Origin of the sequence: Uliginosibacterium paludis, from assembly GCF_039631355.1 — a bacterium.
Taxonomy (GTDB): domain Bacteria; phylum Pseudomonadota; class Gammaproteobacteria; order Burkholderiales; family Rhodocyclaceae; genus Uliginosibacterium; species Uliginosibacterium paludis.
On sequence record NZ_JBDIVF010000001.1, the window covers coordinates 403655 to 427267 of the forward strand.

Annotated in this window: 19 protein-coding genes; 9 read left to right on the top strand and 10 right to left on the bottom strand. The window is 66.7% G+C overall.

What is annotated here, in order from left to right:
- The first annotated feature begins 43 nt into the window (after window positions 1-43).
- Complete coding sequence (tehA, locus tag ABDB87_RS01930; RefSeq protein WP_345923602.1) at window positions 44-1006, top strand: dicarboxylate transporter/tellurite-resistance protein TehA; 963 nt, start codon at window positions 44-46, stop codon at window positions 1004-1006.
- A gap of 205 nt (window positions 1007-1211) precedes the next feature.
- On the opposite strand, the gene ABDB87_RS01935 is transcribed toward tehA, so the two are convergent.
- A complete protein-coding gene (locus tag ABDB87_RS01935; protein WP_345923604.1) occupies window positions 1212-2162 on the bottom strand; it encodes an MBL fold metallo-hydrolase in 951 nt (316 codons plus the stop codon).
- 359 nt (window positions 2163-2521) lie between these two features.
- Here ABDB87_RS01935 and ABDB87_RS01940 point away from each other — a divergent pair, with 359 nt between their 5' ends.
- Together ABDB87_RS01940 and ABDB87_RS01945 are read left to right on the top strand one after the other, a co-directional pair.
- Window positions 2522-4306, top strand: a complete 1785-nt coding sequence (locus ABDB87_RS01940; RefSeq protein WP_345923606.1) for a DUF1800 domain-containing protein — start codon at window positions 2522-2524, stop codon at window positions 4304-4306.
- The gene (locus ABDB87_RS01945; protein WP_345923608.1) at window positions 4303-5658 is read left to right on the top strand and encodes a DUF1501 domain-containing protein; all 1356 of its coding nucleotides are present in this window, start codon (window positions 4303-4305) and stop codon (window positions 5656-5658) included. Before ABDB87_RS01940 ends, ABDB87_RS01945 begins: the two co-directional genes overlap by 4 nt.
- A 134-nt stretch (window positions 5659-5792) precedes the next feature.
- Here the strand turns inward: ABDB87_RS01945 and ABDB87_RS01950 are convergent, their stop codons facing one another.
- From ABDB87_RS01950 to ptsP, 6 genes are all read right to left on the bottom strand, one after another.
- Entirely contained in the window at window positions 5793-7379 is a 1587-nt protein-coding gene (locus tag ABDB87_RS01950) for a cellulase family glycosylhydrolase (protein WP_345923610.1), read from the bottom strand.
- Window positions 7380-7552: 173 nt separating this feature from the next.
- On the bottom strand, window positions 7553-8674 hold the full coding sequence (locus tag ABDB87_RS01955; RefSeq protein ID WP_345923612.1) for a GGDEF domain-containing protein: 1122 nt from the start codon (window positions 8672-8674) through the stop codon (window positions 7553-7555).
- 76 nt (window positions 8675-8750) lie between these two features.
- Window positions 8751-9167, bottom strand: a complete 417-nt coding sequence (locus ABDB87_RS01960; protein WP_345923614.1) for a hypothetical protein — start codon at window positions 9165-9167, stop codon at window positions 8751-8753.
- A 1109-nt stretch (window positions 9168-10276) separates the two neighbouring features.
- On the bottom strand, window positions 10277-11689 hold the full coding sequence (locus tag ABDB87_RS01965; protein WP_345923616.1) for a PTS fructose transporter subunit IIC: 1413 nt from the start codon (window positions 11687-11689) through the stop codon (window positions 10277-10279).
- A 29-nt stretch (window positions 11690-11718) separates the two neighbouring features.
- Entirely contained in the window at window positions 11719-12702 is a 984-nt protein-coding gene (pfkB, locus tag ABDB87_RS01970; protein ID WP_345923618.1) for a 1-phosphofructokinase, read from the bottom strand.
- Between the two features lie 11 nt (window positions 12703-12713).
- A complete protein-coding gene (gene ptsP / locus ABDB87_RS01975; protein ID WP_345923620.1) occupies window positions 12714-15188 on the bottom strand; it encodes a phosphoenolpyruvate--protein phosphotransferase in 2475 nt (824 codons plus the stop codon).
- 224 nt (window positions 15189-15412) lie between these two features.
- On the opposite strand from ptsP, the gene ABDB87_RS01980 reads away from it, so the two are divergent.
- Entirely contained in the window at window positions 15413-16399 is a 987-nt protein-coding gene (locus ABDB87_RS01980) for a LacI family DNA-binding transcriptional regulator (protein WP_345923622.1), read from the top strand.
- A gap of 26 nt (window positions 16400-16425) precedes the next feature.
- On the opposite strand, the gene ABDB87_RS01985 is transcribed toward ABDB87_RS01980, so the two are convergent.
- Window positions 16426-16926 (bottom strand): GNAT family N-acetyltransferase, encoded by a 501-nt coding sequence (locus ABDB87_RS01985; RefSeq protein WP_345923624.1) that lies wholly within the window; start codon window positions 16924-16926, stop codon window positions 16426-16428.
- A 42-nt stretch (window positions 16927-16968) separates the two neighbouring features.
- On the bottom strand, window positions 16969-17211 hold the full coding sequence (locus ABDB87_RS01990) for a hypothetical protein (protein WP_345923626.1): 243 nt from the start codon (window positions 17209-17211) through the stop codon (window positions 16969-16971).
- A 265-nt stretch (window positions 17212-17476) separates the two neighbouring features.
- Between ABDB87_RS01990 and ABDB87_RS01995 the strand changes: the two genes are divergently transcribed.
- Window positions 17477-19528 (top strand): S46 family peptidase, encoded by a 2052-nt coding sequence (locus ABDB87_RS01995; RefSeq protein WP_345923628.1) that lies wholly within the window; start codon window positions 17477-17479, stop codon window positions 19526-19528.
- A 118-nt stretch (window positions 19529-19646) separates the two neighbouring features.
- Here ABDB87_RS01995 and ABDB87_RS02000 read toward each other — a convergent pair whose 3' ends face one another.
- On the bottom strand, window positions 19647-20321 hold the full coding sequence (locus ABDB87_RS02000) for a glutathione S-transferase family protein (protein ID WP_345923630.1): 675 nt from the start codon (window positions 20319-20321) through the stop codon (window positions 19647-19649).
- Between the two features lie 275 nt (window positions 20322-20596).
- Here ABDB87_RS02000 and ABDB87_RS02005 point away from each other — a divergent pair, with 275 nt between their 5' ends.
- The 4 genes from ABDB87_RS02005 to ABDB87_RS02020 all read left to right on the top strand — a co-directional run bounded on the left by ABDB87_RS02005 (window position 20597) and on the right by ABDB87_RS02020 (window position 23436).
- A complete protein-coding gene (locus ABDB87_RS02005; protein ID WP_345923632.1) occupies window positions 20597-21910 on the top strand; it encodes an MFS transporter in 1314 nt (437 codons plus the stop codon).
- Between the two features lie 426 nt (window positions 21911-22336).
- The gene (locus tag ABDB87_RS02010) at window positions 22337-22636 is read left to right on the top strand and encodes a putative quinol monooxygenase (protein WP_345923634.1); all 300 of its coding nucleotides are present in this window, start codon (window positions 22337-22339) and stop codon (window positions 22634-22636) included.
- Between the two features lie 4 nt (window positions 22637-22640).
- Window positions 22641-23000 carry a DUF1304 domain-containing protein gene (locus tag ABDB87_RS02015; protein ID WP_345923636.1) on the top strand — a complete coding sequence of 120 codons (360 nt, stop codon included), beginning with the start codon at window positions 22641-22643 and terminating at the stop codon, window positions 22998-23000.
- A 49-nt stretch (window positions 23001-23049) separates the two neighbouring features.
- Window positions 23050-23436 carry a VOC family protein gene (locus ABDB87_RS02020; protein ID WP_345923638.1) on the top strand — a complete coding sequence of 129 codons (387 nt, stop codon included), beginning with the start codon at window positions 23050-23052 and terminating at the stop codon, window positions 23434-23436.
- Window positions 23437-23613 lie beyond the last annotated feature (177 nt).

Here is a 23613-nt window from a genome sequence, read left to right on the forward strand (position 1 = left end):
ATCATGGCGCCCTCTTTCCCTCCCACTTCAAGGCCTCCCCGTCATGACGCAGTCGCGCTTTCGCCCCGAACGGATTCCCGCCGCATTCTTCGGCATGGTGCTGGGCATCTTCGGCATCGGTAATGCCTGGCGGCACGCCGCCAGCCTGTGGCAGATCCCGAGCCTCGCGGGAGACCTGATCGTCGGGCTGGCGATCGGCGTGTGGCTGCTGCTGAGCCTGGCGTTCGGCTACAAGTGGCTGCGCCACACCGGCCTCGCCCGGGGCGAACTCGATGATCCGCATGCCGGCAGCTTCGTGAGCCTCTTCCCGGCCACCACCATCCTGGTCGCCATCGGCCTGCTGCCCTGGTTGCCTGAGGTCGGGCGCGTGCTGCTGGTGGGCGGCGTGCTGCTGCAGCTCGGGATTGCGGCCTGGGGCAACGCCGGGCTGTGGCGCGGCCGGCATGTGTCCACCGCGACCACGCCGGGCTTCTATCTGCCCACGGTGGCGAGCAACTTCATCAGCGCGATCGGCCTGGCAAGCTATGGTCATCGCGAACTCGGCATGCTGTTCCTTGGCGCCGGGCTCTTTTCCTGGCTGATGCTGGAGCCGCTGATCCTGCACCGCCTGCGCAACGAGGCGGAGCTGCCGGCCCCGCAGCGCCCGGTGATCGGCATCCAGCTCGCGCCGGCCTTTGTCGCCTGCCTGGCCTGGCTGGCCGTCAATGGCGGACAGATCGATGTCTTCGCGCACCTGCTCTTCGGTTATGGCGTGCTGCAGCTCCTCTTTCTCGCCCGGCTGCTGCCCTGGGTGATGCAGCAGCCCTTCTCGCCCGGCTACTGGGCCTATTCATTCGGCATTACCGCGATGGCCACCACCGGTCTGCATCTGGCGATAGCCACGACTGACGATCTGGTGCGGCTGCTCGCCCTCGGGCTCTTCTGGCTGGCCAATCTGCTGATCGCACTGCTCCTGCTGCGCACCCTGCACCTGCTGGCGAGCGGCCGGCTGCTGCCACGCGGATAAAAAAATCCCCGCCGCATCAATGCCCGTCAGCAAAGCCGTTCGGGGTGAGCTTGTCGAAGCCTGAACGGCGGAGGCCCATCGCAAAAATCGCCGTTCAGCCCTTCGACGAACTCAGGGAAAAGGGCGAAGGGCGATTCTTGCCTGACTGAGTGGCGTCCCCCGCCACACCGGGTGTGACGGGGCTTTCGGACAGCGTGCTGCAGGCTCAGTGCAGCGGCGTGAAGTCGTAGCCCTTGTCGAGTTTCTTCAGCGTTCCGACGCCCGGGCCGGTCAGGTGGTAACCGGCCACCAGCAGGTTCTCGGCGATGGCCATGTCGGCCATGCGATAGCGCGTGGCGCGGGCCATGTCGGCATCCATGTCGAACATGACAGCGTAATCAGGCCGGCGCACGAAGAGATCGACGTTGGTGGTGTCGGCCCAGTAGAGCAGCTTGCGCTCGCCACCGTCGATCAGGAAGGCCGTGTGGCCCGGGGTGTGACCATAGGCCGCGATCGAGCGCACGCCCGGCAGCACTTCCTGGCCCGGTTCGAAACGGATCGCGCTTGCGGCCAGCGGCGCGAAGACACGGCGGGCGGTGTTCAGACCACCGCGCCCGGCTTCGGGCGTGGCGGCATAGCGCGCATCGTCCATCCACCAGGCCCATTCCGGCGCCGGCACATAGATCTTCGCGTTGGGGAACACCACCTGGCCCGCCTTGTTGCGCAGGCCGTTGATGTGGTCGCCATGGAAGTGCGAAATCACGACGGCATTGACCGAGGCCGGATCAATCCCGGCGCGCTTCATGTTTTCCAGCAGCTTGCCACTGCCCGCGCCACCGAACTCGCCGTTGCCGGTATCGAAGAGCACACGCTGGCCGCCAATGTCGACCAGTAGCGTGTTGTAGTCGATGGAGAGCTGGTCGGTCGGCCGGCCCATTTCCTTCAGCGTGGCCTGCACATCGGCCAGGGTCGCATTGCGCACGAACTTGTCGTCCAGCGCACGCGAGCCATGACCATCGCTGATCATCGTGACGCTGGCCTTGCCCAGTTCCACCCGGGACACACCCTCGGCCACCGGCGTGGCGCGCGGCGCGCTGGCACAGCCCGCCATGAGTGCCGTCACGACGGCCCCGATGAAACCCCATTTCGCCAGACCTGTGCTGCGCATCATTGTCATGCCTTGCTCTCCTCGAGGTAAGGGGCGCGCCGCTTCAAGGGGCGCCCGGTGAAGCCCGCCCGGAACCGGGCGACGCTGCAAAACCTTTTCAATTTCAGGGTCTTGAGGCATCCGCCCAGACCGTCCGGCAGTGTAGTGCAGGCGGCCGCACGGATTCACGCATCGTGCTCATGCAGCGAAGCAATCGTGCCTTGAACCGGACAGGCAGCTCAGGGGGCTGTCTGCTGTACACCGCTCGCGCCGGCTTTAGCGGCGTTCATCACGAAGCGTTCACCATCGATCCGGAATGCGATTTCTTGCGCATTTTTTACGCGTTTTTGCATTTACGCTCTGGCCGGAATTTGTCTGGAGCAAGATCCATGAATGCGGAAAAAATCCTCCGCCTGAGCGTGCCCCTGCTGGTCCTGAGCCTGCTCGCTGCCTGTGGCGGTGGCGGCGGTGGCAGCAGTGGTGGCAGTGCCTCGGGCAGCAGTCCGGTGACGTCTTCGTCATCGTCTTCATCCTCCTCCGGTGGCACCCTGCCCGAGCCGGCACCGCTGCCGGCCGGCGAAACCGCGCCGACCGAAGCCGACGCCGTGCGCTTCCTCTCCCAGGCCACCTTCGGCCCCACGGCCACCGATCTCGCCACCGTGCGCGGCAGCGGCTTCCGCAACTGGCTGGTCGCCCAGATGATGGCCGCCGGGCCGAACTATTCCACCGGCTACTCCACCGACGTCCATACCAGGGGCCTCAAGGACTTCTGCGCCGAGTACAGCTTCCCCAGCGAGTACTACCAGAAGAACTGCTGGACCGAGTACTACTCCGCCGAGCCGATCTCGCGCGAGTTCTACCGCAATGCGGTGTACGGCAAGGACCAGCTGCGCCAGCGCGTGGGGCTCGCCCTCGGCCAGATCTTCGTGATCTCGAACGCGGAAGTGAGCGGCACCTACGGCCTGCGCGACTACCACCAGATGCTGCTCGACAACGCCTTCGGCAATGTGCGCAGCCTGCTCGGCGCGGTGGCCCGCAACCCGGCAATGGCCGACTACCTGAACCTCGCCAACAACGACAAGACTGCGCCCAACGAGAACTTCGCGCGCGAGCTGATGCAGCTCTTCTCCATCGGTCTCTGCGAACTCAATGCCGATGGCTCGCTGGTCGGTGGCAGCTGCAAGGCCACCTATGACAACAACGGCGTGCGCGAAGTCGCCTTCGCGCTGACCGGCTGGACCTATCCCGCAGGCGGCGTGAGCCCCTGGGGCAGCTCCGGCTGGAAGAATCCGACCTATTACCGCGGCCAGCTGCTGGCTGTGCCGGCGCAACATGACAATGCCAAGCGCAGCCTGCCCGGCGGCGGCGAGCTCGCCGCCGGCCACACGCCGGACCAGGCGATGGACGCGGTGCTCGATGCGCTCTTCCGGCACCCGAACATCGCGCCCTTCCTCGGCAAGCAGCTGATCCAGCATCTGGTCACCAGCAATCCCTCGCCGGCCTATGTCGCCCGCGTATCGCAAGCCTTCGCCAGCGGCACCGCCTACGGCATCGGTACGGGTCAGCGTGGTGACATGAAAGCCCTGCTCGCGGCGATCCTGCTCGACAGCGAAGCCCGCGGTGACAGCAAGAGCGCGGCCGACTACGGTCGCCTGCGCGAGCCCGCCCAGTTCATCGGCGGCATGATGCGGGCGCTCAATACCAGCACCGACGGCGCCGGCTTCTTCTACTGGTGGGGCGACGAGTTCGGGCAGTCCATCTTCAATGCGAACTCGGTGTTCAACTTCTATCCGCCCGACTTCCCGCTCGCCGGTACCAGCCTCGTCGGCCCGGCCTTCGCGATCGAGAACCCGAACAGCACGCTGGCCCGCTACAACCTCTCCAACTCGCTGCTCTACTGGGGCGGGCTGGGTGCGGGCAGTTTCCCCGGCGCCACCGGCACCCAGGCCGACATCAGCGGCTGGCTCGCCAAGGCCGACAACGCGACCACGCTGGTCACCGACATCGAAAAGCTGCTCGTGACCGGCGGCCTGCCCGCCGATATCCGTGCCGCCATCGTCGATGCGGTCTCGGCCTGGCCGGTCAGCACCACTTCGAGCAGCTGGCGCACCGACCGCGTCCGCGCCGCTTTCTACCTGATCCTTGCCAGCCCCGAATACCAGGTGCAACGATGAACAGACGCCAGATCCTCAAGTCCCTCGCCGGCGGCAGTGCATTGACTGCGCTCGGCGGCCTCGAGATGCTGCTTGCCAGCCCGGCGCATGCACAGACCACCAGCGGCTATCGCGCGCTGGTCTGCATCGCGCTCTATGGCGGGAATGACGGCAACAACATGATCGTGCCGATCGACGCGGCCTACGACGCCTATGCCGCCGTGCGCGGCAGCCTCGCGATCCCGAAAGCCAGCCTGGCGCCCATCGGTTCGAACTTCGGCCTGCACCCCGCGCTCGCCCCGCTGGCGCAATACTGGAGCAAGGGCCGGCTCGCCCCGGTGTTCAATGTGGGCCCGCTTGCGAAACCGACCACCCGGGCCCAGCTCGCCGCGGGCAGCGCCACGCTGCCGGACAACCTCTTCTCCCACTCCGACCAGCAGAACCTGTGGGAATCCGGCGGCGCCTCGGTGCTGGGCCGCACCGGCTGGGGTGGCCGCCTGATGGAGAGCCTGGGCAGCGACCCGGTGATCGCCTTCGGTGACGCCGGCCGGATCGGCATCGGCCCGACCCGCAGCACCCTCGCCCTGCCCGGCCCCGGCTCGACCTTCGCGCCGCAGGGCACGTTTACCGGCACGCACGCCAAGCGCCGCAGCGCGCTCGACACGATGGCCAACACCGCGCGCAGCAACCAGCTGGTATCGGCCTTCGCCAACATCCAGAAAACCGCCCTGGCGCGCAGCAGCTCGCTGGGCAACATCATCAAGATCAGCCCGGCCAATACACCGGCCGATCCGCTGAACACGATTTTCGGCAACCTCACCGGCGACTACAACACGCCCATCGCCAAGCAGCTCTACCAGGTCGCCAAGATGCTGCGCGAGCGCGCCACCGTGGGCGGCTCACGCCATGTGTATGTGGTATCGCAAACCGGATATGACACCCACAACGATCACCTCGCCCGCCAGAACACGCTCTTCGCGCAACTGGCACCGGCGCTGGTGGCCTTCCAGACCGCGCTGGCGCAGCTGGGCCTGGAAGACAGCGTGACCTGCTTCACCCTGTCGGACTTCGGCCGCACGCTCAAACCCAATGCCAGCGCCGGCACCGACCACGGCTGGGGCAACAACCATTTCGTGCTGGGTGCCGCGGTCAAGGGCGGCGCCACCTACGGCAGTTTCCCCAGCCATGTGCTCGGCGGCGCGGACGACTACGGCGTGAACAGCTGGGAATGGCAGGGGCGCTTCATTCCGACCACCTCGGTCGACCAGTATGTCGCCACGCTGGCGAGCTGGATGGGGCTCAGCGACAGCCAGATCCTCACCATGCTGCCGCAGCTCGCGCAGTTCTCCACCCGCAAGCTCGGCTTTCTCTGATTTCTCCACACTCCCCTTCCCCAAGGGTTGGCCCGCAGCATGCTGCGGGCATTTTTTTGACGGGTGTTCAGCCCCCGCGATGCCCATGAAAAAGCCGCCCGAAGGCGGCTTATCCGTGGCGTAGACTGCTGCGCTCAGCGGGTGGCACAGAAGCCGATCGAACCGGCGCTCGCCCCGGCAGCCAGCGTGTTGTTCCAGCCCGCGCCGCTCAGAGCCAGCATGCTGCCGCTCTGCGACCAGGTGGCATTCCACAGCTGATTCACCTTGCCGCTCACTGTGAGGCTGGCGTTCCAGGTCACCGCGGCCGATGTACCGTTGCGCACCGTGATGTTGGCGCAATAGCCCGCGCCCCAGTCGTTGTTGATGACATAGCTGGCGGTCACGCCACCGGCCGCGGAACTCGCGGCACTGGAGCTGCTCGCGGCCGAGCTGGACGACGACGCCTTGCTCGACGAAGCGCTGCTGGCACTCGAAGCACTGCTCGACTTGCTCGATGAGGAGCTTGCCACGCTCGAGGAAGCACTCGACTTGCTCGATGCGGCGGAGCTCGATGCGGCAGCCGAACTGCTGGCAGACGAGGAAGACTTGCTCGACGAAGACGAGGCGGCTGACGATACAGCCGAGGACGCCGCCGATGATGAAGAGGACGACGAGCTGCTCCACGACCAGGTCGAAGCACCACGCATGATGGACGTCATCAGCTCCGGATAGGCCCAGGTGATCGTACTGCGGTTGAGCAGGCCCATCACGTCGGTGGTGCCGCTATTGGTGTAGAACACGTTGTTGTCCCACACCACTGCCGGCACGCGGGCCTTGGCAGCCGCCTTCATGTAGTACTCGGCGTGCTTGATGCGCTCGGAGAGGTTGTTCTTGTCCGTCGTCGCCCACTCGCCCATCACCACCGGAATGCCCTTGGCCACATAGCGCGTGTTGATGCGCGAGAAGAGGCCATCGATGGCGGCGGTGTCGGTAAAGGTCGAGGTGCCTGGCACTTCCATCGCGAAGGCGAAAGGCAGATAGCCGTGCACCGAGACGGCGATCATCGAGTCGGACGGCAGCGTGTAGGAATCGAGCTGCCAGTCATAGGCCGAAGCCGCATAGGTCGGCAGCATCACCAGACGCGTGGCGTTGTTGCCACCGGTCGCGCGGATGGTTGTCAGCGCAGCCTTGTTGAGACTGTTGATCACCGAGAAGGTCTCGGCCGTACCCCACCAGTCGTCACCGTTGCGCGGCTCGTTCATGGTTTCGAAGATCAGCTTGTCGCCATAGCCCTTGAAGCGCGTCGCGATCTGCTGCCAGTACTTGCTCAAGCGATCCTTGGCAGCCGCCTCGTTGGCCGAGGTGGTGTTGAGCCAGCCATTCTGGGTGTGATGCACGTTGATGATCACATAGAGGTTGTTCTTGAGGCCGTAATTGACCACTTCCTCCACGCGATTGAGCCAGGTCGTGCTGATCGTGTAGCCAGAGCCGCTGACATAGTCGTCCCAGGACACCGGCACGCGGATGGTCTTGAAGCCGGCCTTGGCCACTGCATCGATCATGGCCTGGGTGGTCTTCGGGTTGCCCCAGTTGGTCTCGCCGCCGATGGAGTCGAGCGCATTGCCGAGGTTCCAGCCGGGCATCATGTTGTCGGTGATCTGGAAGGGCGTCGAGGCGGCCTGTGCGCCAACCGACAGCATCAGTGCCGTCGCCAGCGCGATGTATTTCAGGGGTGTCTTCAAGTCGGGTCTCCCGGGTGCGTGAAAGCTTCTGATCGAGCCCTCCCGAGGAAGGCGCGACATCTTTGCGGACATATGCTCGACGCATGAGAGATCCGCCACAAGAGCATGACCGACGACCGGCCGCACGCGGCGACGGAGCGCCGGAAAGGCCGCACGGGCGGGCGCCGCGCGCTTCAGCCTGCCGCCGGCACCCCGGCCGGATCATTGGCCTCGTCGGCCAGCACCACCCTCCCCGGCCCCTGTGTGCGGGCGCGAAAAGCCGCCAGATCGGCACGCAGGAAGCACTCATAGAAACTCTCCCCGGGCCGGCAGGCCGTCACCCCGATGCTGGCCGTCACCCGCAGGCCGCAGAGCGGACGCCCCACGATGGCATCGCGAATCCGCTCCGCCAGCAGACAGGCCTCGGCAGCGGTAGTTGCCGGCAGCACCAGCACGAACTCGTCGTTCCCCCAACGACCCAGTACATCGGTTTCGCGGATGCCCTGCCGGAGCCGCTGCGCAAATTCGCGCAGGATCTCGTCGCCGCCGGCATGGCCACGCGTGTCATTGATCGCGCGGAAGTGGTCGAGGTCGATCACCACCAGCGAAAACGCCTGTCCGTAGCGCTGCCAGCGCCGCGTCTCGCCCAGCGCCCGCTCCAGAATCTTCGGCCGGCTCAGGCAGCCGGTCAGCGGATCGGAATCCACGTCGCGACGGGCTTGCTCCTCTGCCGCTTCGCGCGCACAGAGCAGGAAGCCGCTGACGATCAGACACAGGCAGACGAGTCCCAGCGAACCGATGTCCTGAAGCAGGGAAAGATCACTCACCGCAGCGCTCCCTTCCATCCAGCCCTTGAAGCCCAGCGTCCCGCGGACCGCAACCAGCAGCACGTTCAGACTCACACCGGCCATGACAAGGTAGTGCCCCCTGCCGCGCCGCCGCGCGGCGTGGCGAATCAATACATGCAGCAGGACGCGTCCCTGAAGGATCAGCACCGCATGCTCGACGAGCAGCCCGGGCAGCCCCGGCAAGATGAGATGAACCAGGCCGACGGCCGCCACCGGATAGCCGATCCAGAACACGCCGGGGCGCTCCTGCCGAAGACCAGCCACTGCCAGCATGAGGCAGGAGAAGAACAGCGCTTCGGAGCAGCCGCTGGCCACCACGGCCAGGCGTGGCCAATCCTCCCCCAGCCCGGCCAGCAGGAAGTGGCCTGCGGACTTCAGCAGCAGGCCCGCGGTGAGCGCCTTCAGCCCGTCCGCTTTCCCGGCCCGGATCGCCAGCGCGGCCACCGTGCCGAATGCGAGCGCACTCATGCCTGTCATCAGATGCGTCATGCCTGCAGGGATCCCGGCCCGGGAAGAAGCGAAGCGACCGCAGCGCGTGCCATGCTCAATGGCTGCCCTGGCTGCTGCGCAGGCTGATCGGCAGCGGCGGCGTGTCCGGCTTGCAGACATTCGATACGGTCTGCTGCGTCACCTTCATGAGGTCCGCGATCTCCTTCTGGCTCAGATCGCTGGCATAGAGTTTCCGGATCAGGAAGTTGCGATTGCCCTTGGGCATGCTCTTCGGATCAAAAGGTCTCAACTGCTCGAAACCTTCGCCCTGGCGAAGGAACCTGGCCGTTTCCACCGCGCCGGTTTTCCAGCGGGTGATCTCGACCGACACGATGTCGCACACATAGCGGACCACGAACACATCCTGCGGCGCGGGCGGTGACACCCCCAGCTGATAGAAGAGGGACAGGACCCCGCCGGAGAAGAAACTGCCGAAAACGCTGTCCGACTGGAAGCCATTGATCTGTTGCATGACATCACCTCCGCCGTCAATGTTGATGCACGTTCTTGAATGACGAGAGAGGCAGGAATGTGTCTATTTCCTTTGATTCAATGGAATTCAGGAATTTCGACATCCGGATACTCCGGATCGAAGTGGAGGGATAGGCAAGAATATCGTCGTCGGTCGAAAATATGACGTAATTGCTTTTGAATAACTCCTGCATTCTTTTTTTCTCGTAAATTGCGCTGTCCATATTCACGGGAATCGAAAAGGTTTCCTTTTTCCCGTCATTGAGTTCGACGACAACAAACAGATTGCAGGGCATGGGGCTCTCCTCAAGGGGTCGGGGTGATTTGATGTTGCTACGCTGGAAGCGGGAATGCAAACGGCTACCAACACCAGGACGTGACAGATTTTGCGATTTTTTCGTTTACGGCGATTTAATGCTTGTTGCATTTGTCCGGTTTGTGGCATTCCACAAATTATCACTTTCGTTTATTCCAAAGCATTCGCATGCGTATGGAATCCGGCATGCCGGACTTGAATTCATAAACAGGAAATTATTATTTCCATCCGGAAAATCAGGTCATAACCGGCATCTTTCACATGAAACCGGATAAAAATGAAATCAAAATCCGGCCCCGGATCATTCGATCACCCCGGGCTGCACGAGAATAAAAAAAGGGCGACTCAGAAACCGGGCAGCAGATCAGCCGCCGGAAAATCCGGCGAAAATCGTCCACGGGGCAACCGGAGCCAAGGGCAGGGACATGACAATGGAAAGTCCGCAAGGTTCAATCCGCGGGGGGGGCGCGCGGCAGGCGGCAGCACCGGCTGCGGCCGGTGCCGGGCGACCGGGAGCAGCCCTGAGCTCACACGGGCGTACCGGCATGCGGGGGCCATGAGCCCGACTCCTGCCGGCAAGGAGAGCATCGCGCGCGGATCAGGAAGCGCGCAAACGCCGGCCCCGGAACCGCAGCGTTCATGGCCGCGCGCCCATCCGCGCCCGGTTTGATCGGCGAATCCGCAGCCTCGCCGGGCGATGCGTCAGGGGCCGCCGGGAGGCGAGGACCTCCGCAGCGCCCAAACGAAAACAGGCGGCCCGCAGGCCGCCTGTTTGCTTGATACCGCCTGGAGACTCAGGCCTTGACCGGCTTCTTCAGCGCGAACAGCGCCAGGGCGGTCAGCACCGTGCCCACCGCAATCGCGAAGGCATAGGCCATGACATGCGAGACCACGTTCGGCATCGGCAGCACGAAGATGCCGCCGTGCGGCACATGCAGCTGCACGCCCACATACATCGAGATCGCACCGGCCACGGCCGAGCCCAGCATCAGCGCCGGAATCACACGGAAGGGGTCTTTGGCGGCAAAGGGAATCGCGCCTTCGGTGATGAAGGAAATGCCCAGCGCCGCCGCGGCCTTGCCGGCTTCGCGTTCGTCTGCCGAGAAGCGGTTGCGGAACAGCAGGGTGGCCAGTGCGATGCCCAGCGGCGGGGTCATGCCGCCGGCCATCACCGCCGCCATCGGCTCGAACACCTGGCTTGCGAGCAAGCCGGTGCCGAAGGTGTAGGCCGCCTTGTTGACCGGGCCGCCCATGTCGAAGGCCATCATGCCGCCCAGCAGCGCGCCGAGCAGGATCGCGCTGCTGCCCTGCATCGACTTGAGCATCTCCGACAGACTCGCCAGCGCGGCCGCCACCGGGCTCGCAATCACGAAGTACATCAGCAGGCCGGTGATCGCCGCGCCGAAGAGCGGCAGGATCAGCACCGGCTTGAGGCCGTCAAAGGTGCGCGGCAGCGTGATGGTCTGGTTCAGGCCGCGGACCGTGTAGCCGGCGATGAAGCCACCGATGATGCCGCCCAGAAAACCCGCACCGACCGTGTCGGCAATCACGCCGGCGACCATGCCCGGCGCGATGCCGGGCCGGTCCGAAATCGAGAAGGCGATGTAGCCCGCCAGCACCGGCACCATCAGCTGGAACGCGGCCTTGCCGATCCAGAACAGATTGCCGGCGAGTGTGCCCTTGTGCGCGTCGTCATAGGCATAGATGCCGCCCAGGGCGAAGCCCAGCGCAATCAGCAGGCCACCCACGACCACGAAGGGAATCATGAAGGACACACCGGTCATCAGATGCTTGTAGAAGCCGGTGCGCGAGGCGCTGCTCTGGGCCTTGGCGTCCAGCAACTGATCAGACGCAGCCTTCGCCGGTGCGGCCGCAGCGGCAAGCGGCGCCGCACCCTTGATGGCTGCGCGCTCGAACGCGGTCTGGATCACCGCGGCGCCGTCATTGATCGCGTCCTTGGTACTGGTTTCATAAACGCGCTTGCCTTCGAAGCGCGCGAGATCCACCGAGGTATCGGCCGCGATCACGACGATCTCGGCTGCCGCGATGTCGGCATCGGTCAGGGTGTTCTGCGCGCCCACCGAGCCCTGGGTCTCGACCTTGATGCCGTGGCCCAGCTTGCCGGCCCCCTGCTCCAGGCCCTCGGCCGCCATGAAAGTGTGAGCGATCCCCGTCGGGCACGAGGTGATCGCAACGATGTTTGCCATGTCAGTCTCCTTTGCGGATGAAGTGCTTGTTATTCCGGCGGGTTGTTCAGGGGAACAAGACCGACCTGTTGTGCCAGCGCCTGTACTTCGGCAGCCGCAGGCAGATGGGGGCCGGGGCGCTGGAGCTTGCCCGCGGCAAATGCGGTGGCGAGACGCGCGGTATTGCCCAGCGGCAGGGAGGCCAGCGCGGCGGCGACCAGACCGGCGACCATCGCGTCGCCGGCGCCGACCGAACTCGTCACCGCCACCTTCAGCGGCTGCGCCAGAACGGCCTTGTCGCGCGAAACGAACACCGCGCCTTCGCTGCCCATCGACACCACCACGCGGGCGATCCCGGCGTGCGTTGCGAGCAGCTCGCGGGCGCCCGCGAGCGTGGCGGCGAGATCCGGCAGCGGGCGGCCCAGGTGCGCCGCGAGTTCGTCGCGATTCGGCTTGACCAGATCCGGCCCCGCGGCCAGCGCGGCAGCGAAAGGGGCACCACTGGTATCGAGCAGCACGCGCAGGCCCAGCTCGCGTGCGAGCCGGATGAAAATGGCATAGACGTCTACCGGCCAGCCGGGCGGCAGGCTGCCCGAGAGCACCAGCCACTCGAGCGCATCGGCCTGCTTCGTGATCGCGGTCAGGAGGCGCGCGATGCAGGACTCCACGCTGGCGGCGTCGAATGCCGGGCCGGGCAGATTCACGTCGGTGGTGTCGCCCTGCTCCGGATCCACCAGCTTGATGTTGGTGCGTGTGGCACCGTCGAGATAAAGGCTGTAATCAGCGATCTGCTTCGCCTCGAAGAGCGTCTGGAACAGCGCCGGATTCTCCCGGCCCAGCAGTGCGGCCACGGCTGTCGGCACGCCGTAATCGGCCAGGCAGGAAGCCACGTTCACGCCCTTGCCGCCAGCATCCTGGCGCGAGGACGCGGCGCGGTTGACCGTGCCGGACTGAAAGCCGGGCACGGTGATCGTCTGATCGATCGCCGGATTGAGCGCCACGCACAGCACGCGGCAGCGGGGGCTAGGAGTCATGCCGGCCGCGCTCACAATGCCCTCACCTCGGCCGCGCTGCCGGCAGCCAGCGCCCGCTCGGCCAGCGCCTGCATCGCGCTGAGCGGCTCGGCGCGGATCGCGGTTTTCACCGCGGCCACGTCCTGCGCGCTCATCGACAGCTCATGCACGCCCAGACCGGTCAGGATGCGCGCGCCCAGCGGGTCGCCGGCGAGGCCCCCACACACCCCGGCGTGTATGCCTGCTGCATTCGCCGCACGCGCCGTCATGCCGATCAGGGCGAGCACCGCCGGATGCAGCGGATCAGCCTGGGCGGCGAGTTGCGGATGCTGGCGATCCATGGCCAGCACATATTGCGTGAGGTCATTCGTGCCGATGGAGAAGAAGTCGACCACCTTCGCGAAACGGTCCGCCATCACCGCCACCGCCGGCACTTCCACCATGATGCCCAGCGGCACGGCAGGCGCGCCCAGCTGCTTGCGCACCAGTTCGCACTCTGCACGCAGCATCTCGACTTCGGCCAGATCGGTAATCATCGGAAACATGATCTGCAGCGGGCCATGGGCCGCCGCACGGTAGAGCGCGCGCAGCTGGGTGTGCAGCAGCTCGGGGCGGGCCAGCAGCAGGCGTGCGCCACGCACGCCAAGGAAGGGGTTTTCTTCCTTCGGCAGATCGAGGTAGCTCACCTGCTTGTCGCCGCCGATGTCCAGCGTGCGGATGATCAACGGGCGGCCGGCCAGCGCCGCGATGGTGTCGCGATAGACGATGTACTGCTCGTCTTCGCCCGGCGCGGTATCCCGCTCCAGGAAGAGGAATTCGGTACGCATCAGGCCCACGCCTTCGGCGCCGGCTTCCACCGCTTCGGCGGCCTGGCGCGCATTGGCCACATTGGCAAAGACGCCGACGCGATGACCGTCCGGCGTCACCGCCGGCTGGTCACGCGTTGCCCGCATCGCATCGCGGCGGGCCGTGTAGGCGCGCACAGCCAGCCGGGCGGACTCCAGATCCGCAGGGGAGCATTTCAGATACAGGCAGCCGGCATTGCCGTCGATCACGGCCTCCTGCCCGGCCGAGAGCGCCAGCAGCGAAGGGCCGGCCGCGACCAGCGCCGGCAGGCCCAGCGTGCGGGCGAGAATCGCGGTATGCGAAGTGGGGCCGCCGCTGCTGATCGCGAGGCCCACCACATAGCGCATGTCGAGCTGCAGGGTGTCGGAAGGCGTCAGGTCTTCGGCGATCAGGATGCTGGGCTCGCGCAGCAGCACTGCGCGGCGCTCAAGCCCCAGCAGCGTGGCCAGCACCCGCTCGCCGGCGTCCTGCAGGTCGAGCGCGCGAGCGGCGAGCAAGGCATCCTGCAGCTGACGCTGCTGATCGACACGGGCACTCAGGATCTTCTTCCAGGCCCAGGCCGCGCCGTGGCCGCGCATGATCTCGCCGATCGCGGCGCGCATCAGGCCGGGGTCGGCCAGCAGCTCGCGTTGCGCCGCAAAGATCGCAGCTTCCCCGGCACCCAGCCGCTCGCGTGTTTCGGCCTCCAGCGCGGCGAGTTCGACAGCGACCTTGCCCAGCGCGGCTTCCAGCGCCTCGCCTTCGGCGATCGCACCGCGGCTCGTATCCACGACTTCCAGCACATGGTTTTCATGGCGGACCAGCTTGCCCACCGCCAGGCCAGGGCTGGCCGACACGCCCTGCTGCAAGCGGGCCGCACCCTGCGGCCTCCAGGTCGGCGCGTTGGCTTTTGCCTGTGCTGCCGCCACACGTGCGCGCTCGGCATCGGCCAACTCCTCGGCGCTCAGCCGGGTCACGGTTTCCGCCAGATCCTTCACGGCCAGCTCCGCACCCGCGCCGCGCGCCGCCAGCACGATGCGGCTGCCACGGGTGATGCCCAGACCCAGCAGCGCGGTGAGCGCCTTGGCGTCGGCCGCATCGTTGTCCTTGATCACGCGGATGTCACAGGCATGCCGCCTGGCAGTCTCGACCCACTGCGTGGCCGGCCGGGCGTGCAGGCCATTCGGATAATCCAGGCTCAGTTCCAGGCTCGCGTCCGCCGGCCAGGGTGCCGCCTGCGCGGCCGGCACGAAGGGCGTATCGGTCAGCGCCGAGATGATGCGACCGGGCTCGGACGTGGTCGCCAGGGCCTCGATGGCGCCTTCCTGCTGCATCAGCCGGGTCAGCCGGCGCAGGATGGCAATGTGCTCGTCGGACTGCGCGGCAATCGCCACCACGAGCCGCGCCGCGTTGTCATCCTTCCAGCGCACGCCCTGCGGGACCTGCACCACGGCGATGCCGGTACCCAGCACATGATGCCGGTCTTCGATCATGCCGTGCGGGATCGCGACCCCGCTGCCGAGGAAGGTGTTCGACACCGCCTCGCGCTTCAGAAAGCTCTCGACATAGGGCGCGGCGATGTAGCCGGCCTTGACCAGGAGCTCGCCGGCCAGGCGGATGGCCGCCTCCTTCGAAGTCACGGGAGCGGCGATGGCAATACAGGCGGGAACGATGATTTCCATGACACGGGTCCGACGGATTTGCTTGCTTATTTGTAATCGATTACATTTTATGTGTCAATTAATCGGATTGATATAGAATTTCTTCCTGACCGGAAACCCCGTTCCCCGGCGTAGATTGCGGCAATCGTCGTGCCTGCAAGGCGCAGCCTGGCTTGCGGCCGCGCCTGCGGCGGGCCGGATTCCGGTTGGACTTCGTGAAAACGTTCTCAGTCTTGTGGTGAGAGATGGCCAGGATTTCTGATGTTGCAAAGCATGCCGGGGTGTCGGTGGCCACGGTGTCACGCGTGCTGGCCGGGCAAGGCAGCGTCAGCGAGTCGGCCCGGGAGCGGGTGCTCGCCTCGGTCAAGGCGCTCGACTACCACCCGGATCTGGCCGCGCGGCGGCTGCGCTCGGGCAAGACCGACACGCTGGGCCTGATCGTTTCCGATATCCGCAACCCCTATTTCACCGATGTGAGCCGCGCCATCGAGGACGTCGCCTATGCACGCGGCATGCGGGTACTGCTCTGCAATGCCGACGAAGATCCGGCCAAGGAGCGCTTCTACCTCGACATGATGCGCGACGAGAATGTCGCCGGCGTGATCCTCTCCCCCACGCTGCAGCTGCTCTCGCGCTTCCGGCCGGAGGACTTCAGCTTTCCGCTGGTGCTGGTCGACCGCAGCAATCCCGACACGCATGCCGACGCGGTCGTGCTCGACAATCCGGACGCTGCCCAGCGCCTCGCCCGGCACCTGCTCGACCGGGGCTGCCGCCGCATTGCCTTTTTCTACGGCGCGGCGAGCGCCACCGGCAGCCAGCGCCTGGCCGGCTACCGCAGCGCACTGGCTGACGCCGGGCTGGAACCGGTGCCGGTGCCGATCCGGCCGACCACCGAAGACGCCCGCCAGGCCCTGCTCGCCTGGCTGGACACGCAATCCGCGCTGCCCGACGCCATCGTCGCCAGCAGCGGCCTGATCCTGCTCGGCCTGATCGAAGGCCTGCGCGAGCGCGGCCTGCGCTGGCCTGATGACGTCATCATCGCAGGCTTCGACGACATGGCCTGGACGCGCATCACCAGCCCGGCCCTCACCGTCATCGCCCAGCCCACGGCGGACATCGGCCGCAGCGCCATCGAACTGCTGCTGGCCCGTATCGCCGAGCCCAAACAGGCCATGCGCCGCATCGTGATGCGCGGCGAGCTGATCGTGCGCGGCTCCAGCCAGCCCGGCTGAATCAGCCCAGGCAGACGCAGCCCGGCTCAGCCGCGATAGGCGAACACCACATGCGCGGTGTCGCGGTAATCGAAGCGCGCCACTTCACGCATGCCCATGCGCGCGTGCGCCCGCAAGGAAGGCTCATTGTCGGCACGCACGAAGAGCACGCCCTCGCGCCCCGGCAGCAGGCGCAGCAGCGCCTCGAACATCGCCTGTGCGACGCCCTGCCCGCGCAAGTCTGCCGCCACGCAGACCGGGCCATAGACATACGCATCCGGCCCGCCGGCATAGGCGGCCAGCATGGCTTGCAGAATCGGAATCGCCCTGCCTGACTCGATGCTGCTGGTCAGCAGGAAGCCCGCGATCCGCTCGCCCTGGCGCGCCACCACCATCGGCAGCTCGCGCATCAGCGCCAGGATCTGCCCGCGAGAAAGATCCGCCGACAGCGAGCCCCCGTTTGCGGCCAGGTTGGCTTCCATCAGCAATCGAATGCCATCGGCATCCGACTCACGGGCGGCTTCGATCCGGATTGCTTCTTCCACCATGATTCCCTCGTTCAGATCCGGCCTGTCCGGGCGCACCACGGCTCAGGCCCGTCGTGCCGCCCGCCAGATGCGCGTGTGGCCAAACGGCATGCACTCAACCACACCGGCCGCCTTCAGGCGCTCCAGCGCCTGGGCGGTCAGCTCGATGGATTCAATCTGCCCCTGCCAGTCAATCCACCACTGGTGAATGCCTTCGATCCTATCCGCCGCGAAAGGCTGCCGCGCCAGGTAGGCGCTGATCGCCGCCTCGGCGAATGCTGCGCGGCTCTGTTCCGGATTGCTCATGACGGGCTCCTCTGCAGACACGCCGGCGATGAAGGCGCCGGAGACGCGCTGCGCGGACAGGATCCTGACGGCCGGCAAGCAGGCCGGTCAAGTCCTGACCGCATGGCGCAGCGGCAGGGCGCGCCCTGTCATCGCGGCAGGATGATGTCATTCATGCCGCGAGGGCGGCTTGCCGGATCATGCGAAACGTATAAAGTCGAAGGCTTTCGCTGCGCCCGGGCCGCGTCTCCCGATGCCGTCGGCGCTGCCAGACAGGAAGGTCCGCATGCTCAGATCCCGCCCCCTTCGCGCAGTCCTGCTCGCGCTGCTCCCCTGCCTCTCCGCCCACGCCGCCGAAGGCCTGTGGACCTTTGATCGTCCGCCGGTCGAAGCCCTCGGCAAGCAGTACGGTTTCGCGCCGGACGCCGCCTGGCTCGCCGCCCTGCAGGGCGCGGCCGTGAACTTCGGCGCTTCGGCTTCCTTCGTGTCGCCCGACGGACTCGCGCTCACCAACCATCATGTGGTGCTGGGCTGCGCCAGCCGGCTCGCCACGCCGGAGAAAGACATCGTCGCCAAGGGCTTCGTGGCGCGCAGCCGCGAAGAAGAGCTCCGTTGCCCCGGCGGCGAAGCGAGCGTGCTGACTGGCATCGAAGATGTCACCGCCCGCATCCGTGCGGCGGAAGACAACGCAAAGGACGAAGCCGGCCAGGCCTCGGCCCGCCGCGCCGCCATCACCGCTATCGAGCAGGAATGCCAGCAGGCTGCAGGGGCCACCGGCCAGTGCCGCGTGGTGTCGCTCTACCAGGGCGCGGTCTGGAACCTCTACCGCAGCGATCGCTATGACGATGTACGTCTGGTTTTCGCGCCGGAATACCAGGCGGGCTTCTACGGCGGCGACCCGGACAACTTCGTCTATCCGCGCTTCGCGCTCGACGTGGGTCTGGTGCGCCTCTATCGCGACGGCAAACCGGTGCGCCCGGCGCACTGGCTGCACATCGACCCGGCCGGCCCGAAGCCGGGCGAGCCGCTCTTCGTGGCAGGTCACCCGGGGGCCACGCAACGCCTGATGACCGAAGCCCAGCTGCGCGAGTTGCGTGATGTGCAGAACCCGCTCGCGCTGGCCGGCGCCCAGCGCCGCATCGACGTCGTGCTGGCCTATGGCAAGCGCTCGCCGGAAGCAGAACGCCAGTCCAAGGACGAGCTCTTCGGCCTGCAGAACTGGTACAAGAGCCTCAGCGGCGCTCAGGCCGCGCTCAGCAAGACGGGTTTCCTGGAACGCAAGGCCGCTCAGGAGAGCGACCTGCGCGCCAGGGCGGCCGGCAAGGTCAAGGGCGATCCGTGGGCCGACATCTCCGCCGTGGTCGCACGCCAGAGCGCCCGCGCCAAGCTCGACTGGGTCTCGGATTTCCGCGGCCCGAACCTGCTCGCCCGGGCCGGCACCCTGGTGCAATGGGCGCATGAAACCCGCCTGCCCGAAGCCGAGCGCCTGCCCGAATTCCGCCAGGCAAGCCTGCCGCGAACCCAGGCCCGCCTGCTGGCCGACAGCCCGGCATATCGCGAACTCGATCGCGTGCTGCTGCTCGACCGCCTCGCCGAAGCGCGCGAGCTGCTGGGCGCCGGCCACCCCTTCGTGAAGGCCTTTGAAGGTGAAGGCGCCGCCGCGCTGGAGCAGGCCATCGCCGGCACGAAGCTGGATCAGGCCGCAGAGCGACGCCGCCTGATCGAAGCCGGCCCCGATGCGATTGACGCGTCGAATGACCCGATGCTGGTGCTCGCCCGCAGGCTCGAACCCTTCGTGCGCGAATCCCGCCACTTCGCCGAAGACCAGGTCGCCGGCCCGATCGGCCGCGCCGCCGCCCGCATCGAGCAGGCCCGCTATGCCGCCTATGGCAGCAGCGTGGCGCCTGACGCCACCGGCACGCTGCGCTTCTCCTACGGCGAAGTGAAGGGCTACGCCAGCGCCGGCGTGGCCCATCCCTGGAAGACCACCATCGGCGGCCTCTTCGATCGCGCCGCGAGCTTCGACGAAGTCGCCCCCTTCAATGTGACGCCAAGCTGGCGCAAGGCCCGCACGACGCTGAACCCCGACACGCCCTTCAACTATGTGCTGACGGCCGACATCGTGGGCGGCAACTCCGGCTCGCCCATCGTGAATCGTGCCGGCGATCTGGTCGGCCTGATCTTCGACGGCAACCCCGCCTCGCTGGGCAACTACTACCAGTACGCCGAAGACACCGAACGCGCCGTCGCCGTGCACCCGGCCGCGATCCTCGAAGCGCTGGACAAGGTCTATCAGGCCGGCAGCCTGGTGCGCGAACTGCAGAGCCCCAAGCGCTGAGCACGCGGCATCCGGGTGGCCGCCGCGCCATCCGGATGCCGTCTCAAAGCGTCAGCGGGTCTGACGCGTTACGCAGAGGCGCCGCTGCTCAGCCAGCGCCGCCTTCATGCCCTCGGCATCAGTCCGCCGGAAACCGCCGCGCCCAGAGTTCGCGCAGGCGCGGGTCTTCATCGACGCGCAGGATCGCCGGGCTCATGCGCGGCGCCTCCTGATGGAAGCGCTCGCGCCACGGCCCGAAGCGTGAGACCACCGCCACATACAGATCGAGCACGGTGAGCGAGTCGCCCAACAGATAGCGGCCCGGCTTGAGCTGGGCGTCCATCGTGCGCCAGCAGAAGGCGATGCGCTCATGCACCGCCTGCACGACCGCCTCACGCGCGCCGGTCGGCGCGCCGATGCGGCGCACGTCGGGCTTGATCCAGTGCAGGGCGTAGATCGCCGACGAGACGAACACCATCCAGCGCAGGAACTGCGCGCGTGCCGGGTCACCCACTGCGGGGGCGAGCCCCGCATCCGGATGCGTATCGGCCAGATGGATCAGAATCGCGGCGCTCTCGGTCAGCATGCTGCCGTCGGCGAGCAGCAGGGTCGGGATCTGGCGCATCGCATTGGCTTCGCCGACCTGCTGGCGCGCCACCTCCGAGGCCCAGGTTGCGCCTTCGATCACGCGAAAGGGAATCTCCAGCAGCGTGAGCGCGGCCTCGACCGCAACCGAGCCGGAGGCCGCCGCACCGTACAAAACGAGTTCCGGAGTGTCTGCCATGTCATGACGAAAGAGGATGGGGTGAGGCATGGTTTGCCGGGCGCAGCGCTTCGTCAAGCGCCAGGGCCGGTGGCGGGCGGGAGCGTCCCGAAATTGCCAGGGCCGGACCAAAAAGCCTAGAATTCCGCCCTCGCGGCCGGCTACCCGGTCAGCCGCGCAGCTGACCGCCGGATTTTGCGCCACGCCCGGTCAGCCCCCGTTCGGCATGTTCCACAAGATCGCGGCAACTGCAGCCCAGGCCCCACCCCCGTCCTGCTGCAGCCCCCACCATGCTCCCGGTCTGGCGCCCATCCGAATCAAACACCATGAACACCCAAGACTCTGCTTCCGCGCCCTCGCGCGCCCTGGGCCGCGAGGATTACAAGACGCTTTCGCTCTCCGCTCTCGGCGGCACGCTCGAATTCTACGATTTCGTCATCTTCGTCTTCTTCTCGGCCACGCTCGGCCACCTGTTCTTCCCCTCCACGCTGCCGGACTGGATGATCCAGCTGCAGACCCTGGGCATCTTCGCCGCCGGCTATCTGGCGCGCCCCTTAGGGGGCATCATCATCGCCCACTACGGCGACAAGCTCGGCCGCAAGCAGATGTTCACGCTCTCCATCTTCCTGATGGCCGCCCCCACGCTGGTCATCGGCCTGCTGCCCACCTACGAGGCCATCGGCGTCGCCGCGCCCTTGCTGCTGCTCGCCATGCGCGTGCTGCAGGGAGCGGCCATCGGCGGCGAAATGCCGGGCGCATGGGTCTTCGTGTCCGAACACGTGCCGCCCCGCCATTCCGGTTTCGCCGTGGGCGCGCTGACCGCCGGCATCTGCGGCGGCATCCTGCTCGGCTCGCTGATCGCGATTGCCATCAACCGCAGCTTCGCCGCTGACGAAATCGCCGCCTACGCCTGGCGCGTCCCCTTCATCCTCGGTGGCCTGTTCGGCTTCATTTCCGTGTATCTGCGCCGTTTCCTGTCGGAAACCCCGGTGTTCCGCGAACTGGCTGCCAAGCGTGCGCTGGCCGAGGAAATGCCGGTGAAGACCGTGCTGCGCGAGCACCGCGGCGCCTGCGCGCTCACCGGTGCCTACACCTGGGGCCTCTCCACCGCCGTGGTGGTGCTGATCCTGATGACGCCCACGCTGCTGCAGAAGATGTATCACATTGCACCTGCCGACGCGCTGGAAGCCAACTGCGTCGGCACGCTGATGCTGGTGCTGGGCTGCGGCGCCTTCGGCTGGCTGGGCGACCGCATCGGCATGCGCCTCACGCTGCTCGTTTCCTGGGGCGGCCTGGCACTTTCCGCCTACCACTTCTTCACCGCCCTGCCCGGCGGCGTAAGCTACGGCGAGCTGGTGTTCAACTACGCGCTGATGGGCTTCTTCGTGGGCGCCATCGCCACCATGGCGATCGTCGGGGTGCGCGCCTTCCCGCCCGCCATCCGCTACTCCGGCCTGTCGTTTGCCTACAACGTGGCCTACGCCATCTTCGGCGGCCTCACCCCGGTGCTCACCCAGCTCTGGCTGCAGAAAGACCCGCTCGCCGGCGCGCACTATGTAGGCCTGGTCTCGGTGCTCGCCATGCTGCTGGCCTTCACCCCACTCGCCTCCTGGGGCTGGGGCAAGGCGCACCAGCGCTGAGCACGCACCCGGGCGCAGGGCGGATCGCACACGCCGCCCTCCCGAGTGGCGCCCGGGTCTGTTTCCCCTGCAGGCCCGCATCACGCGCAGCAGCATGCGGTGATCCGCCCAGCCGATGACTTCTGCATGAGCCGGACAAGCGGCGGGCGCCCCCGCGCAGGTCCTGGCCGTGCGAAACCGCTATCCGCGCCAATCAGACGGCTGCGATGAAGAGTCCGGCAAGCCGCAATCCGGACGCCTGCACCGCAACGCGTTGGCACAATCCTGAGCGCCCGGTTTCCCGCCCCCTCCGCTCGCCCGAGCGCAGATCCGCCCGGCGGGGTAAAGTGCGCCACTAGGGCGAGTCTGCCGTCTCGGCGTCTGACCGCTTCCGCCGGACGCAGCTTCGCGCCCCCTTCCTTCCAGACCCTCTCCGAAAGCAAGACCATGAGCATTCACGTGTTTGCCAGCGTCACCCCGAAAGCCGACCAGATGGACGCCGCCGAAGCCATCCTGCGGGAAGCCGTCACGGCCTCGCGCCAGGAGCCCGGCTGCCTGCGCTATGACCTTTTCAAGTCGGTACAGGGCGAGGCCTGCTTCCAGTTTTTCGAGACCTATGCCGATCAGGCAGCCCTGGCCGTGCACGCCCAGTCGGCCCACTTCCAGACGCTGAAGGAAAAGATCACGCCGTTGCTGGCGCAGCCGATCGCCATCTGCATCACCACCGCGGTCGACGCCGCAGGCTGAGCCCATGCAGACCGCCGCCAGCCTCGCCACCCTGCTGATCGCGCTCCTGCAGAGCTGGATCCTGATCCTGGAAATGTTTTTCTGGACCCGGCCACTGGGCAGGAAGACCTTCCGCCTCAGCGAGGAGTTCGCCACGGCCTCGCGCGTGCTGGCGGCCAATCAGGGGCTCTACAACGGCTTTCTCGCCGCCGGCTTGTTCTGGGGCCTGTGGCTGGGGGCGGAGGGCAGCGCGGTGCGCTGCTTCTTCCTCGGCTGCGTGCTTACCGCAGGCATCTTCGGCGCGGCCACGGTCGGCCGGAAGATCCTCTTCGTGCAGGGGCTGCCGGCTGCGGTGGCCTTGCTGCTGGTGGCGCTGGCCGGCTAGGCCGACGACCCGCGCGACGCCCTTTCACCCGCCTCACGGAGTGCCTGCCATGATCGATCATCTGGACCACCTCGTCCTCACCTGCACGAATCCGGAAGCGACCATCCGCTTCTATACCGACGTGCTGGGCATGCAACTGGAGACCTTCGGCCAGGGGCGACTGGCGCTGAAATTCGGCCAGCAGAAAATCAATCTGCATGTGCGCGGCAGCGAGTTCGAGCCCAAGGCCCATCTGCCGGTGCCCGGCTCGCTCGACCTGTGCTTCATTGCAACCATTCCGCTGGATGAAGCCATCGCCCGCATCACCGCCGCAGGCGGAACCATCCTCGAGGGGCCGGTCGCCCGAACCGGCGCCACGCATCGCCTGCGCTCGATCTACCTGCGCGACCCTGACCTGAATCTGATCGAAATCTCCGAACCTCTCGCCGACGCCTGAGTCTCGTGGCCACGCCCGGCGCTGTGCCTGCACTGCACCGCAGATCCACACCCGCGACTTCCCCGATGTGGAGACCACCGGGGTGTGCGGCTACACCTGCTATGGCTGGTACCGGGCCGCCGATGTTTCGCCTTGCTACACCGGACGACGGGCTTCATCCAGGGCTATACCCAGCTC

Bases quoted from the DNA above. Each gene is read 5' to 3' on its own strand.
- ABDB87_RS01990 (WP_345923626.1), bottom strand. From the start codon at position 17,211: ATGAGCAATCCGGAACAGAGCCGCGCAGCATTCGCCGAGGCGGCGATC.
- ABDB87_RS01960 (WP_345923614.1), bottom strand. From the start codon at position 9,167: ATGCAACAGATCAATGGCTTCCAGTCGGACAGCGTTTTCGGCAGTTTC.
- ABDB87_RS01985 (WP_345923624.1), bottom strand. From the start codon at position 16,926: ATGGTGGAAGAAGCAATCCGGATCGAAGCCGCCCGTGAGTCGGATGCC.
- ABDB87_RS02015 (WP_345923636.1), top strand. From the start codon at position 22,641: ATGCAGACCGCCGCCAGCCTCGCCACCCTGCTGATCGCGCTCCTGCAG.
- ABDB87_RS01935 (WP_345923604.1), bottom strand. From the start codon at position 2,162: ATGACAATGATGCGCAGCACAGGTCTGGCGAAATGGGGTTTCATCGGG.
- ABDB87_RS02020 (WP_345923638.1), top strand. From the start codon at position 23,050: ATGATCGATCATCTGGACCACCTCGTCCTCACCTGCACGAATCCGGAA.
- ABDB87_RS01980 (WP_345923622.1), top strand. From the start codon at position 15,413: ATGGCCAGGATTTCTGATGTTGCAAAGCATGCCGGGGTGTCGGTGGCC.
- pfkB (WP_345923618.1), bottom strand. From the start codon at position 12,702: ATGACTCCTAGCCCCCGCTGCCGCGTGCTGTGCGTGGCGCTCAATCCG.
- ABDB87_RS02005 (WP_345923632.1), top strand. From the start codon at position 20,597: ATGAACACCCAAGACTCTGCTTCCGCGCCCTCGCGCGCCCTGGGCCGC.
- ABDB87_RS01995 (WP_345923628.1), top strand. From the start codon at position 17,477: ATGCTCAGATCCCGCCCCCTTCGCGCAGTCCTGCTCGCGCTGCTCCCC.
- ptsP (WP_345923620.1), bottom strand. From the start codon at position 15,188: ATGGAAATCATCGTTCCCGCCTGTATTGCCATCGCCGCTCCCGTGACT.
- ABDB87_RS02000 (WP_345923630.1), bottom strand. From the start codon at position 20,321: ATGCCTCACCCCATCCTCTTTCGTCATGACATGGCAGACACTCCGGAA.
- ABDB87_RS01955 (WP_345923612.1), bottom strand. From the start codon at position 8,674: ATGAGTGCGCTCGCATTCGGCACGGTGGCCGCGCTGGCGATCCGGGCC.
- ABDB87_RS02010 (WP_345923634.1), top strand. From the start codon at position 22,337: ATGAGCATTCACGTGTTTGCCAGCGTCACCCCGAAAGCCGACCAGATG.
- ABDB87_RS01945 (WP_345923608.1), top strand. From the start codon at position 4,303: ATGAACAGACGCCAGATCCTCAAGTCCCTCGCCGGCGGCAGTGCATTG.
- tehA (WP_345923602.1), top strand. From the start codon at position 44: ATGACGCAGTCGCGCTTTCGCCCCGAACGGATTCCCGCCGCATTCTTC.
- ABDB87_RS01965 (WP_345923616.1), bottom strand. From the start codon at position 11,689: ATGGCAAACATCGTTGCGATCACCTCGTGCCCGACGGGGATCGCTCAC.
- ABDB87_RS01940 (WP_345923606.1), top strand. From the start codon at position 2,522: ATGAATGCGGAAAAAATCCTCCGCCTGAGCGTGCCCCTGCTGGTCCTG.